10 protein-coding genes and 1 pseudogene are annotated in these 23,188 nt (G+C 69.2%); 5 read left to right on the top strand and 6 right to left on the bottom strand.

Features of this window, described 5'->3' with window-relative positions; translation table 11 throughout:
- Positions 1–876: an alpha/beta fold hydrolase gene (locus ACTWNK_RS32675; protein WP_474308766.1), complete on the bottom strand. Its 876-nt coding sequence runs from the start codon at positions 874–876 to the stop codon at positions 1–3.
- 117 nt (positions 877–993) lie between these two features.
- On the opposite strand from ACTWNK_RS32675, the gene ACTWNK_RS32670 reads away from it, so the two are divergent.
- Both ACTWNK_RS32670 and ACTWNK_RS32665 read left to right on the top strand, forming a co-directional pair.
- A complete protein-coding gene (locus tag ACTWNK_RS32670; RefSeq protein WP_474308765.1) occupies positions 994–2,712 on the top strand; it encodes a PucR family transcriptional regulator in 1,719 nt (572 codons plus the stop codon).
- 341 nt (positions 2,713–3,053) lie between these two features.
- A complete protein-coding gene (locus ACTWNK_RS32665; RefSeq protein WP_474308764.1) occupies positions 3,054–3,488 on the top strand; it encodes a hypothetical protein in 435 nt (144 codons plus the stop codon).
- Between the two features lie 27 nt (positions 3,489–3,515).
- Here ACTWNK_RS32665 and otsB read toward each other — a convergent pair whose 3' ends face one another.
- Positions 3,516–4,265 (bottom strand): trehalose-phosphatase, encoded by a 750-nt coding sequence (otsB, locus tag ACTWNK_RS32660; protein ID WP_474311042.1) that lies wholly within the window; start codon positions 4,263–4,265, stop codon positions 3,516–3,518.
- Between the two features lie 529 nt (positions 4,266–4,794).
- Here otsB and ACTWNK_RS32655 point away from each other — a divergent pair.
- The 3 genes and pseudogenes from ACTWNK_RS32655 to ACTWNK_RS32645 all read left to right on the top strand — a co-directional run bounded on the left by ACTWNK_RS32655 (position 4,795) and on the right by ACTWNK_RS32645 (position 17,559).
- Positions 4,795–12,978 (top strand): polymorphic toxin-type HINT domain-containing protein, encoded by an 8,184-nt coding sequence (locus tag ACTWNK_RS32655; protein WP_474308763.1) that lies wholly within the window; start codon positions 4,795–4,797, stop codon positions 12,976–12,978.
- 747 nt (positions 12,979–13,725) lie between these two features.
- Positions 13,726–15,023: pseudogene (locus tag ACTWNK_RS32650) on the top strand (IS701 family transposase).
- A 1,078-nt stretch (positions 15,024–16,101) separates the two neighbouring features.
- The gene (locus ACTWNK_RS32645; RefSeq protein WP_474308762.1) at positions 16,102–17,559 is read left to right on the top strand and encodes an MFS transporter; all 1,458 of its coding nucleotides are present in this window, start codon (positions 16,102–16,104) and stop codon (positions 17,557–17,559) included.
- Between the two features lie 249 nt (positions 17,560–17,808).
- On the opposite strand, the gene ACTWNK_RS32640 is transcribed toward ACTWNK_RS32645, so the two are convergent.
- From ACTWNK_RS32640 to ACTWNK_RS32625, 4 genes are all read right to left on the bottom strand, one after another.
- Positions 17,809–19,038, bottom strand: a complete 1,230-nt coding sequence (locus ACTWNK_RS32640) for an alkaline phosphatase PhoX (RefSeq protein ID WP_474308761.1) — start codon at positions 19,036–19,038, stop codon at positions 17,809–17,811.
- Between the two features lie 309 nt (positions 19,039–19,347).
- A complete protein-coding gene (locus tag ACTWNK_RS32635) occupies positions 19,348–20,448 on the bottom strand; it encodes an ABC transporter ATP-binding protein (protein WP_474308760.1) in 1,101 nt (366 codons plus the stop codon).
- Positions 20,449–20,450: 2 nt separating this feature from the next.
- Complete coding sequence (locus ACTWNK_RS32630; protein WP_474308759.1) at positions 20,451–22,121, bottom strand: ABC transporter permease; 1,671 nt, start codon at positions 22,119–22,121, stop codon at positions 20,451–20,453.
- On the bottom strand, positions 22,118–23,164 hold the full coding sequence (locus ACTWNK_RS32625; protein WP_474308758.1) for an ABC transporter substrate-binding protein: 1,047 nt from the start codon (positions 23,162–23,164) through the stop codon (positions 22,118–22,120). The genes ACTWNK_RS32630 and ACTWNK_RS32625 overlap by 4 nt, the downstream gene beginning before the upstream one ends.
- Between the last annotated feature and the right edge of the window lie 24 nt (positions 23,165–23,188).

Genomic DNA, 23,188 nt, shown 5'->3' with positions numbered 1-23,188 from the left:
TCAAGGGAGGAGGCGGAGGATTTCGGCGATGACCAGGTCGGGGTCGTCCTGGGGGACCATGTGCTCGGAGTGCTCGGCCATGACGTGCCTGCCGTACGGGAGGGTGGCGGTGAAGTCGCGGTGGCACTGGACGAAGCGGCGGCGGGTCTCCTTGCGGCGGCCGGGTTCGAGGGCGCCGGAGATCACTGTGGTCGGCACGGCGACGGGCGGCTCGGCGGCGGTGAGGGCACGCAGCGCCAGCAGGCTCCGGGCCAGCGGCTCGAACTCCCGCCGGGAGGCCCGCCTGGCCTCGGCGGTGAACATCTCGGCCGCCGCCTCCGCCCGCATCGGCGCGGGGAACAGCTCCAGCACCCGGCGTATCTCCGCCTGGACGATCGGCACGCCGGCCCGGGCCAGCAGTTCGGCCAGCCGGAGCATGCCGATCGAGGCCAGGCGCGGGCCCTGCCGGTAGTAGAGGTCGAGCTGTTCGGCGGCGGGATCGAGCAGGAGGAGTCCGGCGATCCGCTCCGGCCTGGTCATCGTCAGATGCCGGATGATCGGCCCGCCGAGACTGTGCCCGACCAGGACGTAGGAGGGCGCGTCCAGATGGTCGAGCAGGTCGCCGAGGTCGCAGGACATCCTGGCCAGATCGCGTACGGCCGGGTCGGGTGCGCTGCGGCCGAGCCCCGACCGGTCGTAGGCCACCACCCTGGTGCTCCTGGCCACCTCGGGCAGGACGAGCGCCCATTCCGTGCGCGAGGCGCCGAGCCCGGCCTCGAACACCACGACCGTGTCGCCCTGTCCCTGGCTGACATGGTGCAGCCGCCTGCCGTCGCGGGTCGGGGCATGTCCGACCTCGCCCAAGGAGCTGGTGCCCAGGGAACCGGTGGGTGTCACGCGAAGCCGCCCTCTCGTGGTGGAGTACGGGCAGCATGCCGCAGGACCCGGCCGTCGTGCTTTGGCCGAACGGATGAGGATGAGCGGTTCACCTTGGCCGATCGGTCATACTCGATTATGGCAGAGACGCACCAGGTAGCGGAGTACACCGAGCCGTCGCTGGCCCAGGTGATCGACCGCATCGGCCAGATCATGGTCGCGGTCGCACTCGCGCCGCGCGGGCTCGACGTGCCGGTCGCCGGACCGGCCATCCACGACCGCGAGGACCCGACGCCGCCCAGACCCGGATCGGTCGTCCTCATGGTCGGCGGCCCACCGGACGCCGACGTCGTCGCGTCCCTGGCCGGAGCCTCCGCGATCATCGTACGGCCGGCCGCCGGGCTCGTGCGCTCGGTCGTCAAGGACGACGTGGTCGCGGCGCGTACCACACCCGACGGCACCGCCGAGATCGTCGCCGGAACACTGGCCGCCCTCCCCGCCGAGGCCGTGGCCGCCGCGCGGGCCGCCGGGATCGCGATCGTCGTGCTGCTCGCCCGGCTGTCGTGGAGCCATCTGCACACCCTGCTCGACCAGGCCGTCACCACCGGCGACCTGCTCGACACACCGCCGGTCGAGGCCGCGGCCGACATGAGCGGCGTGCCGATCGGCGATCTGTCGGCCCTGGTCAACGCCATCGCGCGTACCCTCGAACGGCCCGCCGCCATCGTGGACACGCAGTGGCGCCTGCTCGCGTACTCGGCCGTGCCCGGTCAGTGGCTCGACGACCTGCAGCGCGAGGTGATCCTGACCCGTTCGGTGCCTGCCGAGCACGCCAGGCCCGAGACCAGGCGGCTGCTGCTGTCGGGCGGCAGGGCCCTGCGCTTCGGCACCGCGGGCCAGGACCCGCACCGGCCGATCGCCCGTGTCGGCGCCGGAATCCGCAGCGGTCAGGAGCCGCTCGGCATGTTGTGGCTGCTCGAAGGCCACGAGGCGCTGCCCGAGCACCGGCTGCTGCTGATGGAGGAGTTCGCCCGGCTGTGCGCCGCCCATCTGGTACGGCATCGCGCGGCCAGGAGTGTGGCGAGGGAGCGGCGTGGCGAGCTCGTCGGGCAGGCGCTCGACGGCCGGGACCCACGCGACGCGTGCCGCAGGCTCGGCCTCGATCCCGATGCGGGCGCCGCAGTGCTGGCCGTCGGTCCCGCCGTGCCCGCCGACTCCTTCGCCAGGCAGGCGGCCGAGGCGGGGGAGGCGTTGCTGGACGGCGTGGCGACCTATCTGGATGTGTATCGGCGTTCGTCGGCGTGTGTGTTGCGGGGCGAGACGGTGTACTGCCTGCTCGCGGCCAAGGATCTGCGGGCGTTGGGGGAGTTGGCCGCCGACATCACGCAGCGGATCGGCAGCCGGGTGGCGTTGGTGGCGGGCGTCGGCGGGCCGGCCGTACGGGCCGAGGAGTTGCCGCGCTCGCGGCACCATGCGGATCTCACGCTCGCTGTTCTGCGTGCCGGTGCTGGGTCTGGGCCCGGGGGAAGGGTGGCGGCGACGATTGACGAGGTGCGGGTCGAGGCGGCGCTGCGGGAGTTGGGTGATCTCGTCGCCGGGCATCAGGATCTGCTCGCCCACGGTCAGGGCGCGCTGCCGGAGGCGGCATGGGAGACGGCGCTGGCCTGGATCGAGGCGCACGGCGACGTGGCGGCGGCCGGGCGGCGGCTCGGGGTGCATCCGAACACGCTGCGTTACCGTGTCCGGCGGCTGGCCGAGCAGGGGTACGACCTCGACGACCCGGATCGGCGGCTGTTGGTGTGGCTGAAACTGCGGCTGACTGCCGGGCGGATGGATAGTCGGGGTAAGGATGGATAGTCGGGATAACTCGTTGCGGAAAATCGTCTGATAGTCGGATATCGGACCTAGCATGAAAGGAGGTGAGGATGGTGTTGGGCGGTGGACTTTCTTTCCGACCTTGGGGTCAACCTCCTGACCGACCTGCTTTTCGCGGTGTTGCTGGCTTTGGCGGCGATCTGGCTGACAACACGGGCCAGGCATCGAAGGATCCGGAAATTTTGGGGTATTGGGGCTAGGGAGTCGGACTGCTGCGCGCCGTCGACCACGCCGCCGGGCGCCAGCACACCCACCTGCCGGTCCTGCGTGCCCATCGGTGGCGCTGCACGATCCTCGTCGGCGGGACGATCTACCACCAACTCGTGCACGCCGTACTCGAACACGGCCTGGACATCATGGAAGGCGGCTCCCGCTTCCGCTTCTTCCGCCGCGTCGACCCCCGCACCGGCCTGGCCGAACGCGGCGTCGTCGTTCTGAAATACCACCACAACGGCAAGTCGAAGGAGTTCAGCCGCAGCGACCCCCTGCAGCAGCACGAAGGCCCGTACACCGAGTACTTCGTCGTCGAGAAGCTCAAGACCGACGACGGCTTCCTCTTCCTCTGCGCAGGCACCTGCAGCGGAGCCACCGCCGCCGCCCTCGAACGCCTCTCCCGCTGGCCCCACCTCCTCGACGACTTCCACACCGAGGAGTTCCACCTGCTGTACGCCCTCCACCTGGACACCGTCGAGGACCGGGAAGCACCTCCCGACATGAGCGCGGTGAAGGAGGAGTTCCGCTATCCATACCCACGCTGATCAGCGTGTCCGCCTCCGGGGGCGGAGCTATCTCCGCAATACCGCGATCACCTCATCGAGGAATCCAGGTACGGCCCCCGGTGAAGCGATCTCGAAGTCGGCGCGCTGCCTCAACTCCTGCCCCGTCTCGCTGTTGGCCACCGCGACCTTCACCCCCGTGAACGCCGGATCGACCGCCTCCCGATCCTCCAACGCCCTGAACGCCCGTACGTCGGACAGATCATCACCGAAGTACCAGGCGCAGCCCAGCCCCACGGCCTCCCGCTCGACCACCGCCCCCTTGTGCATCCCGACGGGCGCCCTGAGCTCCACCACCATCCGCCCGCCCTGCAACACCACCCCCGTCTCACCCGCCACCGCCGCCGCCCACGCCTCCACCTCCGTACGGCGATGCGGCGCCGCCCGATAGTGCAGCGCCAACGCCCCACTCTTGTCCTCCACCCGCACCTCGCCCGGCAACTCCCGACGCGCCCGCAGCACCGCCTCCCGTATCACCGGCAACCACCCCTCCACCTCGGCCGCCACCACGACCCGCCCGTCCACCCACCGCTCCAGCCCGTACACCCCGAACAGCGAGATCCCCGGCACCCGCCCCAGCCGCCCGTACAGAAACTCCACAGGCCGCGCCGAAACGATCGCCACCCCCGCCGTCAACGCCACCAGCTCCGCCAGCCGCTCAGCCACCCCCGCCACCGGCCGAACCGCCGCCGGATCCTCAAGAATGGCCGCCAGCATCCCGTCGAAGTCAAAAAGGAACCCACACCGCCCGGCATCCACCGAAGCCCGCAAAACCGCCGCCTCAGGCGTCAACGATTCCCGTCGAAAACCCACAGCCCACCCCCGCAAAAACGCTAGCAGGCAAGCGTTTCAAGGCTGAGAACACCCCCAGGAAGGCCCTTGACGCCTTTCCGCCACACCGCCCTGCCTCAACGGCAATTGTCACTTTCCGTAGCGACTGGACAGCGGAAAAAGCTCTTGTCCTGTTTGTGGGGCTTGGTACACGATGTCGGCCGGTCCCTTTATGTGGATCTTATGTCGACTGCCGGGGGTTGCAGCGGTGGGAATCTCGCGTGTCCAGATGTGGATGCTGACTGGCCTGGCGACTGTACTGGTCGCCTCGGGGCTGGTGGTGACCGGGGAGATGGTCGAGCCCGCAGTGCCCGAGAAAGGTGCCGCGCGCAATCTGGAACGTTCCGTTACCACTCGGCCTGTCGCCGCTGCGAGCGAGGTGCGTGGGCCCGAGGAGGCCGTCGCGCCGCGGACGCGCCTGGCGCCCCCGGTGTGGCCGACGGCTGGTGGCGATGATGTGACATTGCCGCCTTCGGGACTGGCGCCGTTGCCGGGCAGGCCGGTCGCGGTCGCCCGAGGCGCGGTGGTCCCCGACCGGCTGAAGAATGCCGAGCTGCACGGCCCCCGGCCGAAGGCGGCCACCCGCCTGCGTGCCGCCGAGACGGTGTCGAAGGTACGCGTGGACGTCCTCGGCGCCCAGGCGGCCGACCGGCTCGGCGGAGTGGGCATCGCCGCCACGCTCACCCGGACGGACGGCCGCACCGACCCAGGCCCGGTATGGATGGCATTCGACTACTCCGGTTTCGGCCAGGCGTTCGGCGGCGGCTTCGCCGACCGGCTGAAGGTCGTACGCCTGCCGCTGTGCGTGCTGGACCCGAAGACCGACGCCGATGCGTGCCGCTGGCGTCCGCAGGACGTGCCCTACGCCAACGACACCCGTACGAGCACGGTTGTGGCCCAGGTCGAGGCGTCGAGCCGGTCGGTCTACGTGCTGACCTCCTCGGCCGCGACGACCTCGGCGGAGGGTACGGCGGGCAACTTCGCCGCCACCGACCTCAAGCCCACCGGCACCTGGGCGGCCGGCCTGTCGTCCGGCTCGTTCTCCTACTCCTACCCGATCGCCGAGCCTCCGACGGTCGCGGGCAAGGGGCCGAACCTGGCGCTGGCCTACGACTCGGGCTCGGTCGACGGCATGACGACGATCTCCAACGCCCAGTCCGGCTGGGTGGGGCTCGGCTGGGACGTCGGCGGCGCGGGCTTCATCGAACGCCGCTTCAAGGGATGCGCCACCGACATCCTGCCCAAGGCGTCCAAGCACCCGTACCAGAAGGACAGCGGCCACCTGTGCTGGGAGTCGCCCGACGAGAACGACGGCGACCCCGGCACGAACGACGCCACGGCCTCGGAACTGGTGCTCTCGCTCGACGGCCGTTCCTCGCGCCTGCTCAAGGACGGCACGTCGGGGGAGTGGAAGACCGAGAACGACTTCGGGTGGAAGATCCGCCTGCTGGACGACGACACGACCGGCGGCACCTCCTCACACTGGGAGATCACCTCCCAGGACGGCACCGTCTACTCGTTCGGCTCCGGTCGCGAGTCGCGCTGGCAGGTGCCGTTCGTCGGCGACGACCCGGGCGAGCCGTGCCATGCGACCTACCCGCTCCCGCCCGCCGGAGGCTGGCCGACCGATCCGCTGCCCGACTACGAGCCCGACGAGCCCGACCCCAAGCCGACCTGCACGGGTGTGTGGCGCTGGAACCTCGACCGTGAGGTCGACGCCAGGGGCAACCAGATCGAGTTCTCCTGGACCCGCGAGATCAACCGGTACGTCAAGGAGTTCTCCGTCTGCTCCGGCGTGCCCTGCCGGGTGCCGGTCGAGTACGACAGGGGCGGCTTCCTGAAGGAGGTCACCTGGGGCTCGAACGTCAACGTCGCGGGCAGCGCCGCCACGGCCAGGACCGTGTTCACCTCCGTGCGCCGCTGCGCCCAGGGCATGGCCGTCGACGACCCGCTCGCCACGCCCGTGGCCGACCCGTGCGCCGCCGCGCCGACGCAGCCCACACCCACCGCGGCGCCCGGCTCCTGGCAGCACGAATGCTCCGGCCAGGTCTGCACGACGTACTGGGACGTACCCGCCGATCTGTCGTGCCCGCCCAGCGACACGACCTGCACACTGCCCGGTTCGCCGGTCTTCTTCCTCTCCCAGCGCCTCGACTCGATCACGACCTACTCCCGTACGGCGGCGGCCGAGCCCTGGCAGGACGTGGCCAAGCTGCAGTTGCGCCAGCTGTACCTGACCAAGGGTGACTGGAGTGTGGCCGGAGGCAACGACCCGGCCATGTGGCTGGAGTACATCCGGCCCGTCGGCCTCGCGGGTGACGGCGAGATCCGGCTGCCGGTGGTGGAGTTCGACGCCGTCAAGCCGTTCGGGTACCGCAACGAGTTCTACGCGGGCGACCTGCCCGCCGAGGTGGACGCCTACTACCGGGGCGAGCGGCTGTACGAGGTGTCGCTGCCGAGGATCGCCAGGGTGCACAACGGGCTCGGCGGCCAGGTCGAGGTCGCCTACGGCCAGACCAATCCGTGTCCCACCAGTGGCCTGCGCACCCGCGACTGGTCCGACAACGCCTGGGACTGCTTCCCCGAGTTCAGGCGCTGGGCGTGGATCCCGGCCGGTGGCGCCGTCCTGCTGCGCCGTGCCTCGATGGCCGTGCATCCCAAGTTCCTGGTCGCCTCGGTCGCCGAACGCGACATGGTGAGCGGCAGCCCGACCGTCCTGACCCGCTACGAGTACGTCGGCACGCCCGCCTGGACGCTGCCGCGCACCTTCCTGACCGACGACGTCGCCGAGCGCACGTGGAGCGACTACCGCGGCTACACCTCGGTGCGGACGGTGAAGGGCACCGGCACCGACCCCGAGGGGTACTCCGTCTCGGAGAGCACCTTCTACCGGGGCCTGCACCGGAGCGGTTCCCCCGTCACGGTGACCGACTTCGACGGCACCGCGCACACCGACCACTGGTGGCTGGCCGGCCAGACTCTGCAGGAACGCACCCTGCGCCGCAAGGCTCCCGGCAGCGGTACGACCTCGTTCGCGCGCGTCGTCTCCCCGCCTTCGGTCGCGCTCGGCGTGACGGCGGCGTGTACGGCCGCGCAGTGGAGTGCGACGAGGAACTACTCGACCGGCGCCAAGGTCACCTGGAACGGCCACGAGTGGCAGGCGAAGTCCAAGGGCATGGGCGTCGAACCCGGCGGCCCCTCCAGCGCGAACATGTGGCAGGACCTCGGCAGCTGCGGCACGACCCCGACGCCTACGCCGACCCCCACCCCGACGCCGACTCCCACTCCAACTCCAACGCCCACCCCAACGCCCACCCCAACGCCCACCCCAACGCCCACGCCGACGCCCACGCCGACTCCCACCCCGACTCCCACCCCGACCCCGACTCCCACGCCGACGCCGACCCCCACGCCCACGCCCACCCCCACCTCGGTCGTATGCACGAACCCCGTGTGGTCGGCGGGCACGAACTACCTGTCCGGCCAGCGCGTCAGCTGGAACGGCCACGAGTGGCAGGCGAAGTCCAAGGGCTCGGGCGTCGAACCCGGCGGCCCCTCAAGCGCGAACATGTGGCAGGACCTCGGCCCCTGCGGCCCGGCCCCCACTCCGACGCCCACGGTCACGCCCACCCCCACGGTCACCCCCACCGGGACCCCCACGGTCACCCCCACCCCGACGCCAACCCCCACGACCACTCCCGGAACCCCCGGTGTGTCCTGTGACGTCCCCCAGTGGTCCTCCCAGGAGACGTACACGGGCAAGGAAACGGTGTTCTGGAACGGACACCTGTGGGCCAACACCCGCATCCCCAACCGCGGCATCGAGCCCGGCACCAACGCGAACGCCTGGGCCGACATGGGCGTGTGCCCGCCGACCACCCTGCCGGCCCCCGTCGCGGGCGGTACCAACGAGGTCACCCTCACCCTGCCGCTGCTCCTCGACACCTCCGTGCACTCCATCGGCGGCCACGCCGACGACCCCACGGAGACGTCGCTGATGGTCGGCCGTACCCGCACCGGTGCCGGTGCCTCGGCCGTCATCGAGGACCACAAGGCCTACCTGCGCTTCGACGGCTCCAAGCTGCGCGGCCGCTATGTCGTCGACGCCCGCCTCGAGCTGTACAACACGATGCCCACGTGCAACACGCAGTACCCGAAGGTCAGCATCGGCCAGGCGATCAGCGTCTGGCGTCCCGAAGAGATCTACTGGACCAGTCGCCCGCCGGTCGGCCAGTCCATCACCGGCGACTGCGCCCCGGAGAAGACGATGCAGTGGTCGCTCACCCCGATCGCCAGGGCGTGGGCAGCGGGCGACCCCAACTACGGCCTGTCCGTGAGCGGCCAGGAGCCCGACCTCACCACCGGCCCCAACGCGATCCAGGACTTCCGCTCCAGCGAGGAGATCGGCGGCGCGGGCCACCCCCCACGCCTGATCGTCACGCTCGCCGACACCGCCCCGACGCCGCCCTCCGGCTGGACGTACGAGGAACTGGCCGCCAGCCGCTACGAGCACGAGCGTGTGGTCACCGGCCAGGGCCCCGGCGAGTACGACCCGGCCAGGGTGCAGCAGGTACGCCAGGTGTCGCGCGAGAAGGTGTCCACCGGGCAGCGTTACGCCGAGTCCCTCACCACCTACAACGCCGACGGCCTGCCCATCAAGGTGAACGACTACGGCCAGCGCGGCGTCGCCTCCGACAACACCTGCGCCACCCTCGCCTACGCCCGCAACAGCGCCAAGTGGATGCTGAACTACCGCATCGGCGGCGAACGCCGAGCCGGTGACGACTGCGAGAACGGCACCCTGCTGGACAAGACCGTCGTGCTGTACGACGGCGAGACCTCGCCTGCCGCGGGCACCGTCACGACCGGCAACCCCACCCAGACGCGCACGTACACCAGTGCCACCGCCCATCTCAGTACCCACGCGACGTACGACTCCTACGGTCGCATCCTGACCAGCACCGACGAGGCCGGCAAGGTGACCACCAGCGCCTACACCCCGGCTGTCGGCTGGCCCACCGGCGGCACCACGGTGACCAACACACTCGGCCACGCGGTCACCAGCTGGGCCTCGCCGCTGCACGGCCAGCTCCTCGGCCTGCGCGACGCCAACAACAACGACATCAACATCGACTACGACCAGCTCGGCCGTACCCTCACCCTCTGGACTCCCGAGGAGCCCCGCCAGGCCGGGACCCCGGCGGCCAAGGTCACCTACTCCATCCCGTACGGCGGCGGCGTCCTGCAGCCGACCGGCCCGGCGATGACGACCGTGAACCGGTTGCGCGGCGGCACCGGGGCCGGGGCGTCCTGGCTGACCGAGCACACCTACGTCGACGGCTGGGGCAGGCCTCGCGAGCGCCAGGCCCCCTCGCCCGCCGGTGGCCGTATGGTCTCCATGACCAGCTACGACGGACGCGGCCTGGAATCGGCCGCCACCGCGCCCTTCCACAACGCGGCTCAGCCCGGCTCCGGCCTGCTCAACCCGAACCTCGCCGACGTGCCGCAGTGGTCGATGCCGACCTACGACACTCTCGCCCGTACCACGCTCGGCGTCGACTTCCACGGCGCCGCCGAGCTCCGCCGTACCACGATGACCTACACCGGCGACCGCACCGAGGTGCAACCGCCGACGGGTGGCAAGACCGTCACCCACACCGACCTGGCCGACAAGGTCACCAAGGTCGAGGAGTGGGCCGACGCGCTCACCCATCACGACACCGTCTACGCCTACGACCTGTCGGGCCGCCTGAGCTCGATGCTGGACGCGAACGGCAACGAGCGTACGTTCGCCTACGACCTCGCCGGTCGGCGCGTCTCAGCGCACGACCCTGACGCGGGCGACAGCGAGATCGGCTACGACACCGCCGGTCGCGTCGCCTGGACGCTCGACGGCAACGGCGCGAAGCTGTCCTACGCCTACGACGATCTCGGTCGTCCCGTCACCACGTGGTCGGGAGAGGTCGGCGCCGGGACCAAGCTGACCGAACGCGTCTACGACACCCTGGCCAAGGGGCAGTTGACCTCGGCGGCCCGCTTCGTCGACGGCAACGCCTACACCGATCGGGTCAACGGCTACGACACGCTCGGCCGTCCGACCGGCTCGACGCTGACCGTGCCCGCGAGCGAGGGCGCGCTGGCCGGTGACTACACCTTCTCCGTCGCGTACAACACGATCGGCGCGGTCACCCAGACGACCATGCCCGCCGCGGGAGGGCTCGCCGCCGAGACGCTCACCTCGACGTTCACCGCACTCGGGCTGGCCGACGGCCTCACGTCCGACCTGGCGGGCGGCACCACGTACGTCAAGAGCACGGCGTACTCGCCCACCGGCCGTATGACCTCACGTGCCTACGGCGCCAACGGCAAGATCAACCGCACCCTGACCTGGGACCAGAGCACCGGCTGGCTGAACCGCATCACCACCACGTCCAACGCCGACACGCCCACCCCCCAGGTGGCCCAGGACGACCACTACACCTACAACCTGTCCGGTGAGATCACCCGCATCCTGGACGCCGCCTCCGCCGTGCCCGGTGCGACCGCGGGCCAGGCCGAGTGCTTCACCTACGACAATCTGAACCGCCTCAGCGCCGCCTGGACCACCACCACGACCGGCTGTGCCGAGGGCAGCGCCGACGGCCAGGGCATCGACCCCTACCAGCAGAGCTACACCTACGACGGCGCGGGCAACCTCACCACCCTCACCGACAACGGCCAGAGCGCCACCTACGCCTACCCCGCACCCGGCGCCTCCGCCGTACGCCCGAACGCCGTCACCTCCATCACCCGCCCCGGCGGCACCGACACCTACACCTACGACAACACCGGCCAGATGACCGGCCGTACCGTCGCGGGCAAGCAGTCCACCTACACCTACAACCCGCTCGGCCAACTCGACAAGGCCACCGTCGACGGCCAGGACACCACGATGGTGTACGACGCCGACGGCGAACGCCTCATCCGCCGCACCCCCGACGGCAAGGCCACCCTCTACCTCGGCGCCATGGAAGTCCACGCCGCCGCGACCCAGGTCACCGCCACCCGCTACTACACCACCGTCGACGGCGCCACCGTCGCCATGCGCACCAGCGCCGAAGGCCTGAACTGGCTCACCTCCGGCCTGCACGGCAGCCAGCAACTGGCCATCGACGACACCACCGGCCAGATCACCCGCGAACGCTACCTCCCGTACGGCGCCCGCCGAGGCACCGACGACCTCCCCTTCACCGACCGAGGCTTCCTCGGCAAGACCGAAGACGCCACCACCGGCCTGTCCTACCTCTCCGCCCGCTACTACGACCCCACCATCGCCAAGTTCCTCAGCACCGACCCCCTCCTCAACCTCGACCCACCCCAGTGGGCGAACCCGTACAGCTACGCGGCCAACAACCCGATCGGCCTGTCTGACCCGACCGGCCTGTACCCGCTCAAGGGTCCAAAGGATGCCGACCCCTGCGCCAAGAACAAGTCGAGCAAGGAATGCAAGCAGTGGCAGGCGGCGAACCTCATTCACGGCGCCGACGCCGAAGCCAACAAAATGCTCAACGAGTTGCTCGCGGTCGGCAAGGAACTCCTCAAGATCGTCATGGACGAGCTCGGCATCACCGCCGGCCTGGAGTGCTTCACCAAGGGCAGCGTCAGCGCCTGCACCGAGACCGCGGTCAACGTCCTGAGTGCCGCGGTGGGCGGTCTGCTCGGAAAGCTCGCGCTTAAGTACGGCGCACCGTGGAAGTGGAGCAAGCTCGCCAGCCTCGCCAAGTCGGTATGGAAACTGGGCGAGCGTGCCCTCGCGGCCCTCAAGGGCTGGTTCGAGGCCCGAGGCCGCCTGTCCACCGCCCGCGAGCTGTACGCCAAGGCCAGCCGGGTGATCAAGAAGGCCACAGGCTGCACCGTAAACAGCGTCAAGAGCAGCTTCGTCCCCGGCACCCTGGTCCTGATGGCCGACGGCACCCGCAAACCCATCGAAGACATCAAGGTCGGCGACAAGGTCCTGGCCACCGACCCGCAATCCGGCACCACCGAGGCCAAGCCCGTCATCGCCCTGATCACCAGCAAGGGCACCAAGAACCTCGTCCACCTCACCGTCGACACCGACGGCCCCAAGGGCAACAAAACCGGCGTGGTCATCGCCACCGATAGGCATCCGTTCTGGGTCCCAAACCTGAGAGAGTGGCGACAGGCATCAAGCCTTCAGGCAGGCGACTGGCTCCAAACCAGCACGGGCACCTACGTCCAGGTCGCAGCAGCCGCCACCAGAACGACCGCCGATCAGCGCGTCCACAATCTCACCGTCGACGACATTCACACCTACCATGTGACTGTAGGGGGCAACGACGTCCTCGTTCATAACGCCGGCTGTTGGTCGAAAATCCATGAGAATGCTGGCGATCTTGCTGAGAAATACAAGGTGGGGCAGTCGACTCGGGATCCAGCATCGCAGTGGTATCACGAAGAGCTGACAAATGAAGAACTCCTAGACGCGATCAACAATGCCGCAGTTGGTGACGGGATTGTCGTCTTGCGTAGCGGGAAGATTGTTGGGGGTCATCATCGCTTGGATGAACTCCTGCGAAGAATCAAAGATGGGCGTATTGATCCAAGGACGAGAATCCGTCTCGACGTCTACAGTGGGGAATAGTGCTCTGATGCCAATAATTCATTCGACTGACCCTGACTTTCGCGTGTGTCAGATCAGTTTCGATACGCTGCTCGAGATCCAGTTGGAGGCGGAGGGGCGAGGCTGGGGGACTCGGTGGACCTCGGTAGACGCGCTCCGTAGCCAGGTTAAGGAGGAAACCGTCGTCCTCCAGTCGCTGATGCGCGAGGAGCGAGGGGGGGCTGTGCGGACCTATCGATGTCTCGTGCTTTTTTCGGCCGTGGATGATGGGGGTGCTGGCGGAATTGCCACAATCGATCTTGATCCGGAAAGGTTCAAATCACTAGAGAGGCTCGATCGAGACCCGGATGTCCGGAAGGCGCTTGTCCGAATTTTCTCCCTCGGGCTGGGTGGTATTTCGGTGGTCTCAAAGAAGTAGCGGGCTATGCTGGTGGCTGCTTTCATTGCCGTCAAGGCAGGCAAGTGGTAGATCGATTCGAAGATTCCGGTGTGAGATCGCTTTCCGAAAGATGGTTCGGTCACGAATTCTGAAAGAGAATACCCCGGATGGTCTGCCATGGTTTCGTTCTCCCGGAATGAGACGTGTTGGCGTGATGGACTAGTACTCCAGCCGCACTTCAGAGTTGGGCGGCAACGGCCTGCGTCGTGCTGTAGCGCGCTCGTCCATGCTTGAGCACGCTCGTCCATGCTTGTAGCCGGGTGAAAGACGAGCGACCACCGCTGTGATCATTCAGGTGTGTTGGAACTGAAGATCATGCGGTGGCCGCGTTGGCCAGGGTAGAACATGTCAGCGCCGCTGGTCTGCAAGCGGGTCTGGATGACGCCTTCGCGCTGGTAGCCGACCGGTTCAAACGTCCCGAAGTTCGACAGCGTGCACGTGCTTGCCTCGGCGGGCTGCTGTCCGGGCTGGAGCGTAAGAACGGCTGGTCGCTGGCCGAGTACGCCGGTGAGGCCACCCCGGATGGCATGCAGCGGCTGTTCAACGCCGCCAAGTGGGACGTCGATGGCGTGCGCGACGATATCCGCACCTACCTGATGCGGTATCTGGGCGAGCCCGATGGGGTGCTGGTCGGCGACGACACCGGCTTCGCCAAACAAGGCACCCGCTCGGCAGGGGTGCAGCGGCAATACACCGGCACCCTCGGCAAGGTCACCAACTGCCAGATCGGCGTGTTCCTCGGCTACGCCTCCAGCCGTGGCCGGGCAGTGCTGGATCGTGAGCTCTACTTGCCCAGAGACTCCTGGATCGCCCGGCCGGACCGCTGCGCGAGCGCTCATGTCCCCGAGCAGGTCGGCTTCGCCACCAAACCCCAACTCCTGCAGGCCATGATCGGACGGGCGCTCGCGGCCGGCGTGCCGTTCGGCTGGGTGACCGCCGATGAGGCATACGGCGACAACGGACCCCTGCGCCGTTACCTGGAAGACCAGCAGATCTCCTACGTGTTCGCGGTCTCCCGTGCCCACCAGATCGCCACCGGCGTGGGCAAGGTCCGCGCCGACGTCATGGCCGTCAAGGTGCCCAAGAGCGGATGGCAGCGCCTGTCCTGCGGCCCTGGAGCCAAGGGCGAACGGCGCTACGACTGGGCGCTGATCGCCACTGACAGCCCTGCGCGCCGCCTGCTCATCCGCCGCTCGCTCAGCAATCCCCGCGACCTGCCTTCTACCTGTGTCACACTCCGCGACCGGTGCCACTACAGCGCCTGGTCGAGGTGGCCGGCGCTCGCTGGACGATCGAGGAATGCTTCCAGACCGGCAAGAACGAAGCCGCCTTCGACCAGTACCAGGTGCGGCTCTATACCGCCTGGTATCGCTACATCACTCTGGCCATGCTCGCCCTGGCCTTCCTGGCCGTGACTCGTGCAGTCCTCAGCGCCGCACCCGTCCCACCGGCCGGCACCGGCCAGCTCATCGAGATGTCCGCGAACGAGATCCGCCGCCTCTTCGGCCTGCTGACCCGGCCGCCCATCAGCCGGTCTCACATCCTGCACTGGTCACGCTGGCGACGACGCCATCAAGCCCGCTCCCGACGAAGCCACTACCAGCGACAACACCTCAAAGATCGATAAGTGCGGCTGGGGTACTAGGGCTCGGAAGTGGCAGCCTAGGTTGCTCGGGGGCGCCGACGGGGGGGGTGAAGACGAGCCCGGTGTCGGGGCCTGTCTGCGCTGAGGGGTGCGCGTTCGCTGTCGTGCTGGTCACGATGGGGCGGTGAGGGCATCGATACAGGGGGCGGGCACGGCAATGCGTCGCCCAGGGTTTGCGATCTTGGTAGGTGCGGTGATCAGACCCTTGTCGGGATGTGCTGGTGGGTTTGCGGATGGTCAGGGGGTCGCAGGCCAGGTCCAGGTCCTTCCAACGTAGGTCGAGGAGTTCCCTGCGCCGCATGCCGGTACGCAAGGCGAGTTCGTAGAGCGCGCACAATCGATCACCTCGCGCCGTATCGAGTTGCTGCCAGGCTTCGTCGGTGGTGATGGGCGCTGCTTGTGGTTGCCGTCTGGTGCTGACTTGGGTGTTGTGGGGCAGGTCGTCTCGTCTTTGTGGGCGGCGTGGTGGAGTGCTGGGCGGAGCAGGGCGTGCGGATGGGGGATGGTCGGCGGGGGCGGGGTGGCGTCTGGAGGAGCAGGGGCGGGGCCGGTTCTGGTTGGTGTGGGCAAGCGTCGATGGGTGATTGGGTGCGTTTCGGCTGGCTCATGCTCTATCGCCGACTTGCCTGAGGATATGTAGCTCGCGCCGACCGCGTCGCAGCCGTGATGCGCATCGCGTTCGTCGACAGCCTTGGTGACGCGCGATCGGCGAAACTGCCCCAACCTGGCGTGACGCATAGTCGACGATCAACCACGAGCTTCACTGTCAGACGCTCTCTGAGGTGGATGCGTCGAGCCTCTATGCGTTGAGGTCCGCCGCGACCCTTGAGTCTCTGGCCTCGCGCCTCGTGTACCGAGAGTCCCTGAGCTGGGATTTGCCGCCGGTGGTCGAAGGTGGCGCGGGTCGGTGTTCGCGCATGTTCGCGGCCTCGGGTGCGGCGGCATGGAGGAGTTCCCACGGTGGCAGGTGTCGTTTGCGTACGGTGATTGCTTGTGCGTACAGTGTTCGCAATAGAAGACGGTGTACTTGGGAGGGCGCATGGATGTGAGTGGAAGTTCGGTGTCGCGGCGGTGGGTGGTTCTTGTTGTGCTCTGTCTCAGCACGTTGGTGCTGGTGGTGGACAACATGGCGCTGACTGTGGCGGTGCCTTCGTTGGCGGCTGATCTGGGGGCGAGTGCTCAGGATGTGCAGTGGGTGCTGGAGTCCTACATGTTGGTGTTCGCGGGGCTGTTGCTGACGGCTGGGTCGCTTTCCGATCGGTACGGCAGGCGGAAGGTGATGGTGATCGGGCTGGTGGTGTTCGGGGTCGCGTCGTGGGTGGCGACGATGGTGGGGGATCCGGGGCAGCTCGTCGCGGCTCGGGTGGCGATGGGGGTGGGCGGGGCGTTGGTCATGCCCAGTACGTTGTCGATTCTCATCACGGCGTTCACCGATGAGAACGAGCGGCGGAAGGCGATGGCCGCGTGGGGGGCGGTCGCGATGGTGGGGCTCGTCGGGGGGCCGGTGCTGGGCGGGGTGTTGATCGCCTCGTTCGGGTGGGAATCGGTGTTCTGGATCAACGTGCCGATCGTCGCGGTCGCCGTGGTCGCGGCGCTCACGCTGATGCCGGAGTCGAAGGGGCCCAAGACCAGGCCTGACCCCGTCGGCGCCGTACTGTCGATGGTCGGGATGGCGGGGCTCGTCTGGACGATCAACGAGCTCGCGCACGGGGTGTCATGGGTCGCGCTGGGGGTCACGGTCGTTGCGCTGGTGGGGTTCGTGGTGTGGGAGGTGCGGACGCCGTACCCGATGGTGCCGTTGGGGTTGTTCCGGGATCGGGATTTCGCGGGTGGGAGTTTTTCGCTGACGTTGGTGCAGGTCGGCAACGGGGGGTTGTTGCTGGTGCTGACGCAGTACCTGCAGTTCGTACTGGGGTACACGCCTATGCAGGCGGGGCTGGCTTTCATTCCGATGGCGATCGCTTCGCTGGTGTTCAACGGGGTGGGGGCCGCGATCGGGGCGCGGCTCGGGAATCGCGTCACGGCTGCGGTGGGCATGCTGGTGATGGCGGGTGGGTTCGTGCTGCTGGCGTTCGCGGGGGACGGGGTCGTCATGGTGGTGGCGGGGCAGTTCGTGCTCGGCGCGGGGGGTGGGCTGGCGATGCCGTCGGCGATCTCGGCGCTCATGGGGGCGGTGCCGGCCGAGCAGGCGGGGGTCGGGTCGGCGCTCAACGACACCATTCAGCAGGCGGGGGCGGCGCTGGGGGTGGCCGCGCTGGGCAGCATCACGACCGCGGGCTTCGTCGGCGCGCTTCCCGCCGGGGCACCGGGCTCCATCGCCGAGGCCGTCGCCGATCCTGCGCTGGCGGGCGCGGCGCGTGCCGCCTTCGGGGAGGCCATGTCGACGACGTTCCTGGTCGGGGCGTTCGGTGTGCTCGCCGCTGCTGCCGTGGCGTTCGGGCTCCTGCGCAGGCGCGGTACGCCTCCGCTGGAAGGGCAGGTCGAGGCTGGGCGGGAGTTGCCTGGGGTGCATGTCTGAGATGCCGGGCGCAGCCCGAGCGGGAGCCGCCCCCTTTGACCTGCGTCTGTGACGTCGGGCAAAGGGGGCGGGCGTGCGGGAGTCGTCGAAGGGGCGGGTGTGCGGGAGTCGTCCAAGGCTTCGGTGCTTGGGGCGTTGGGATGCACCTGGAGCCACGCGCCAGACGTCAAGTCAACGTCTCCCAGAACCCCCCGACGACGCTCCAGGTCGAAGACCAAACGCGCCCACTCCACCGCCGCCCCCCCTTCCTCACCCCCCACGCCAAGGTCCCCGGATCGCGAACGTCACTCCGGGCGTGTGCCGGTTGACGAACAACGTCCCCCCGTCAGGCGAAAACGTGGCCCCGGTCAACTCGGCATCGTTGACCGCATTGCGGGCGATGGGCACGGCGACGCCCCCGGCCGAGACCCCGGCGACATGCCGATCCCCGTCCCCGTTGTCGGTGAGCACCAGCCCGCCCCCGTACGGCGACACCTCCACCCGCTCCGGCCCCCCGAACAACCCCCCGGGCCGGAACACAGCCTCCAAACGCAACGCGTGCCGACCGGGCCGGTACCGCCAGATCTGTCCAAGCCCACGCGAGTCCCCGCGTTCGTAGCGTGCGGTGAAGTACACCGAGTCGCCGGACCACCAAGCCCCTTCCAGCAGGTGTACGCGGGTGGCGCGTTCCACTTGGGTTCGGGTGGGGGTCGTGGTGGCGGCGGGGTCGGGGATCTTGGTCCACAGGACGTCGGGGAAGACGGTGCCGGGCTGTTCGACCTCGCCCAGGTCGGCCACGCCGGGCACGTACAGGGCCTCAAGACGGCCGGGGCCCCGGTACCTCTCGTGCGGGCAGTCGGGCAGGAAGCGGTAGAGGAGGCCGGAGGGGGAGGAGGCGCTCTCGGTCAGGTAGCAGACGGCGGTGACGGGGTCGATGGCGAGTGCGCCGTGCCCGAAGCGTCCGAGTGCGGTGAGCGGTTCGGGGCGGCGCTCGCACGCGCAGAACGGGTCGACCTCGAACACCCAGCCGTGCGGCCTGGTCTGCCCGGCGAGGGTGTCGGTGTGTTCGCAGGTCAGCCAGGTGCCCCACGGGGTCCGGCCTCCGGCGCGGTTGGCCACCGTACCGGCCAGGCCGACGCGCTGGCCGAGCAGGTCGCCGGAGGTACCGAGGTAGAGCGTGGTGACGCCGCCGAAGCCCGCGGGGTCGTAGGTGAGCTCGGGTGGGCCGCTCATGCCGCCGGGGCGGTGCCGCTGGTCGTGGTTGCGTACGAGGGCGAGACCGCCTCGGCCCGGTCTGGCGAAGGCGGCCATGGCGTGGTGGGAGCCGGGGGTACGGCCCTGGCCGAGCGGGTCACCCTCGGCCGACAGTACGCGGTAGCCGAAGCGTGCGGGCAGGTCGAGCAGGCCTTCGGGGTCAGGTACGAGCGGACTGTGGGAAGGCGGATGAAACAGCGTCTCCAACTCCCCGGCGAAGCCGACCGACAATCCGCCCCCACCCATGAACGCCCTCCCGAGACCAACCATTACCCATCCCTCCTCGCCCACCACAGCCCTGCAAACAGCCCCACAAGCACTCCCGCCAACAGCCCCACAAGCGGCAGCCCCACAACCGGCCCTGCACACACTCCCGAAATCACTCCCGCAGTCAGCCCTGCACACACCCTCGAAAGCACCCCCGAAATCACTCCCGAAGGCACCCTCGAATCCAGCCCCACACGCAGTCCCAAGACCAGCCCCACAAGCACTCCCGAAATCAGACCCCGACCCAAGTCCCGAACCCCCCGAAAACCCACCCCGGAACACACCCCCTCACCGACGAGGCAGCACGTAAGCGCGTTCCGCCGCGAACATCACCGACACATTCGTCCCCTCCTTCAGCAGGTCAGCCGGATGCGGCCCCGGCACCGAAGCGGTGAGCGTTCCCCCAGCCGTCTCGATCTCGTAATCCACGCTCGCCCCATGAAACGTGCTGCTCAGAATGGCCCCGTCCCCGTCGACCCCGGTCGGGGTGACAGCCACCGCCTCCGGCCTGACCATCAGCAGCGCCGTGTCGTGCGGTGACACACCGGGGTGAGCGGGTACGGTCATCCGCCGCCCGAGTACGGTGACCGCGGCCCTGCCTCCGGCGGGAGTCGCCGACACCTCGAGGAAGTTCGCCCGCCCGATGAAGTCGGCGACGAACACGCTGGCCGGGCGCAGGTAGATCTCGGCCGGTGCGCCGATCTGCTCGACCCGGCCCCGGTTCATCACCACGATCCGGTCGGACATGCTCATCGCCTCGTCCTGGTCGTGGGTGACGTAGAGCCCGGTGATGCCGAGCATGTGCTGCACCCGCCTGATCTCGGCCCGCATGGCGTCGCGCAGCTTGGCGTCCAGGTTGCTCAGCGGCTCGTCGAACAGCAGGACCTTGGGCTGGACGACCATGGCCCTGGCCAGGGCGACGCGCTGCTGCTGGCCGCCCGACAGCTCGTGCGGGTGGCGTCTGCCCATGCCGACGAGGTTCATACTGGTCATCGCGATCTTCACGGCCTCGTCGATCTCGCTCCTGGTGCCGTCGCGAAGCCGCAGGCCGTACGCGATGTTCTCGTGCACGTTCAGATGCGGGAACAGCGCGTAGCTCTGGAAGACCATCGCCATCGACCGGCGTTGCGGCGGCACGGCGTCGATGCGTTCGCGGTCCAGGTGCACGGTGCCGGACGTGGCCTGCTCGAACCCGGCCACGATCCGCAGTGTGGTGGTCTTGCCGCACCCGGAGGGCCCGAGCAGGGTGATGAACTCGCCGGGCGCGATGTCGATGCTGACGCCGTCGACGGCGAGCACGTCCTCGCACGTCCCGGTGAAGGTCTTGGTCAGGCCGTCGAGGTTGAGCTCGCCCGCCCGGGTGTCGCGGTCCAGATCGATGAGGTTCACATTCACCTTTCCACGGCGGTGCGGGTGTGGACGGTCGCGCCGCCGACGACGAGCCTGATCAGCGCCAGGCTGACCAGGACGATCACGATGAGCACGGCGCAGTAGGCGAAGGCCAGGCCGTAGTCGCCCATGCCCGCCGAGTTGAGCACCTGCGACGTAATGATCTTGGTGTTGGGCGGCACGAGGAACACGATCGTCGACAGCGACGTCATGCATCGCGCGAAGCTGTAGCTGACCCCGGTCAGCAGCGCGGGCCTGATGATCGGCAGCGTCACCCTCCTGAACGTCTGCAGCGGCCTGGCCCCCAGATCGGCCGACGCCTCCTCGACATGCCGGTGCAACTGCGCCAGCGCCCCCGTCCCGGTCCGCAGCCCGGCGGGCACACTGCGCGCCACATAGGCCAGGACGATCCCGGCGGCGCCCCCGGCGAGCGCCCCGCCGCCGACCAGCCCGGGAAGCACGCTCACCCCCGCCACCTCGACGTCCCCCCGATAGGCCAGCACGTAGCCGATCCCGAGCACCGTCCCGGGTACGGCGGCGCCGAGCGTCGCGCCGAAGTCCAGCCACGCGCCGGCCCGGCCGAGATGACGCACCACCAGCCAGGCGAGCATCAGCCCGGCCAGCGCCGCCACCGGTGTGGCGAGCGCGGCGAGCACCGTGGTGTCGAGGAAGGCCTGCCGCCCGGCCCCGAACAGCGCCTCCTCCAGGTGCCGCAGCGTAGGCGTGTTGTTCGCGCCGAACGCCTCGGTGAACGCCCCCGCGAGCACCGTGCCGTACAGGCTGACGACGACGAGGGCGACGAGCACGGCCAGGGCGTAGATCGGCCAGCGGGCGGCGCCGCGCATCAGGTGCACGGTGCCGGACGGCCTGCCGGTGATCGTCGCCCTGGTCCTGCGCCCGATCCAGTGGCGCTGGGCGAAGTACAGGCCGATGGCCGGCACCAGCAGGATGAGGCTGTAGACGGCCGCCGACCTGGTGTCGTACTCACCGATCACCGCCACGTAGGCCCGGCTGGCCAGCACCATGTAGTCGCCGCCGAGCACGAGCGGATTGGCCAGATCGGCGATGGCCTCGACGAACAGCAGCAGGAAGGGCGCGGCCAGCCCCGGTGCGAGCAGCGGCAGGATCAGCGTGCGGAAGACACGACGGCGGCTCGCGCCGAGGTTCATCGCCGCCTCCTCCATCGCCGGGTCGAGGCCGCGCATCATGCCGAGCAGCCCGAGATAGGCGACGGGGAAGTACGACAGCGACAGCACCAGGACCAGTCCGTCGAGCCCGTAGATGTCGTTGTCCAGGCCGAACAGGTCGTGGCTGATCAGCCCGCCCTTGCCGTACAGCACGATGGCGGCGGTGGCGACCGCGAACGGCGGGCTGACCAGCGGCAGCAGGGCGACGACGTGCAGGACGCGCTTGCCGGGCACCGCCAGCCTGGTCTGCACGAAGGCGAACAGCAGCCCGATCGCGGTCCCGGTCAGGCCGACCAGCAGACCGAGTACGAGCGTGTTGCGCAGGATGCCGAGATCGACGGGGGAGGTGGCGAACTCGGCGTAGCGCGGCAGCGCGTCCGGGCCGAGCGCCTCGGCCAGCACGTTGACCAGTGGGTACACCGTTGCGGCCAGGACCAGCAGGACGGCGGCCCCGATGGCGATCCTGACCCCGGCGTCGCGCCTCATGACTTGGGCGCGGGTGCGATCTCGGCGTCGAAACGCCTGGACAGGGCTGATTTCGCGGCTCCCGCCTCGCCGAAGTCGTAGTCGAGCAGGCGTAGTGCGCTCAGATCCGCCGAACGCGGGTCGGGGGTGACCGAGGTGTTGGTGGGAAGGGCGTAGAAGCGGGCCGCGGGGCCGAGCCGCTGCGCGTCGGCGGTGAGCGCCCAGTCGACGTACCTGCGCGCTCCCGCGGTGTTGCGCGCTCCCTTGATCACGGCCACGCCGCCGACCTCGTAGCCGGTGCCCTCGGCCGGGTAGGTCACGCGCAGGAAGTCGAAGCCCTGCTCACGGGTGGCGACGCAGTCGTGGGAGAAGACGACGGCGACCGCGACCTCGCCCCTGGCCACCTGCTGGGCCGCCGATGCGCCCGACTTGTTGTACTGCAGCACGTTGGGGTGGAGCCTGCGCATGTAGGCGAGCGCGGCCTCCTGCGAGCCCGCGTTGAGCGTGACGTGCGACCACAGCGCGGTGTAGGCGGTGCCCGAGGTGGCGGGATGCGCGATGCCGACGTTGCGGCGCAGCCGGGGGTCGAGCAGGCCCTGCCAGGAGGTGACGGGCCGCAGGCCCTTGGCGGCCAGCACCTCGGTGTTGTTGCAGAAGGACAGCACGCCCGCGTAGACGCCGCTCCACAGGCCGCGCCGGTCCGTCCAGCCTGCCTTGATCATGCGGGAGTTCGGCGAGAGGTAGGGATCGAGCAGCCCGACGGCTGCGGCCGCGACATAGGCGTCGGCGGGACCGCCGTGCCAGACGTCGAACTCGGGCTCGTCCCTGCCCGCCTTGATCCTGGCCAGCGCCTCCCCGCTGGAGAGCCGGACGAAGTCCGCCGGAACACCGGTGACCTCGGTGAACCTGCGTGTCATCGCCGAGCACCAGGCCTCGATCGAACCGCAGGCGACGGTGACCCCGGCGGGCCCGGCATGCGCCGAGCAGGCGGAGAGGAGCACGGGAACGAGCAGAGCGGCGAGCACGAGCGAAGAACGGCGAGCTGGGGGTGCGATGGCCGTCATCGGATCTCCAATGTCGGTGGCTGC

Source organism: Nonomuraea sp. IBHARD001, assembly GCF_056106265.1.
The sequence above is the reverse complement of the archived record's forward strand: the minus strand, read 5'-3'. Positions and strand labels throughout refer to the sequence as shown.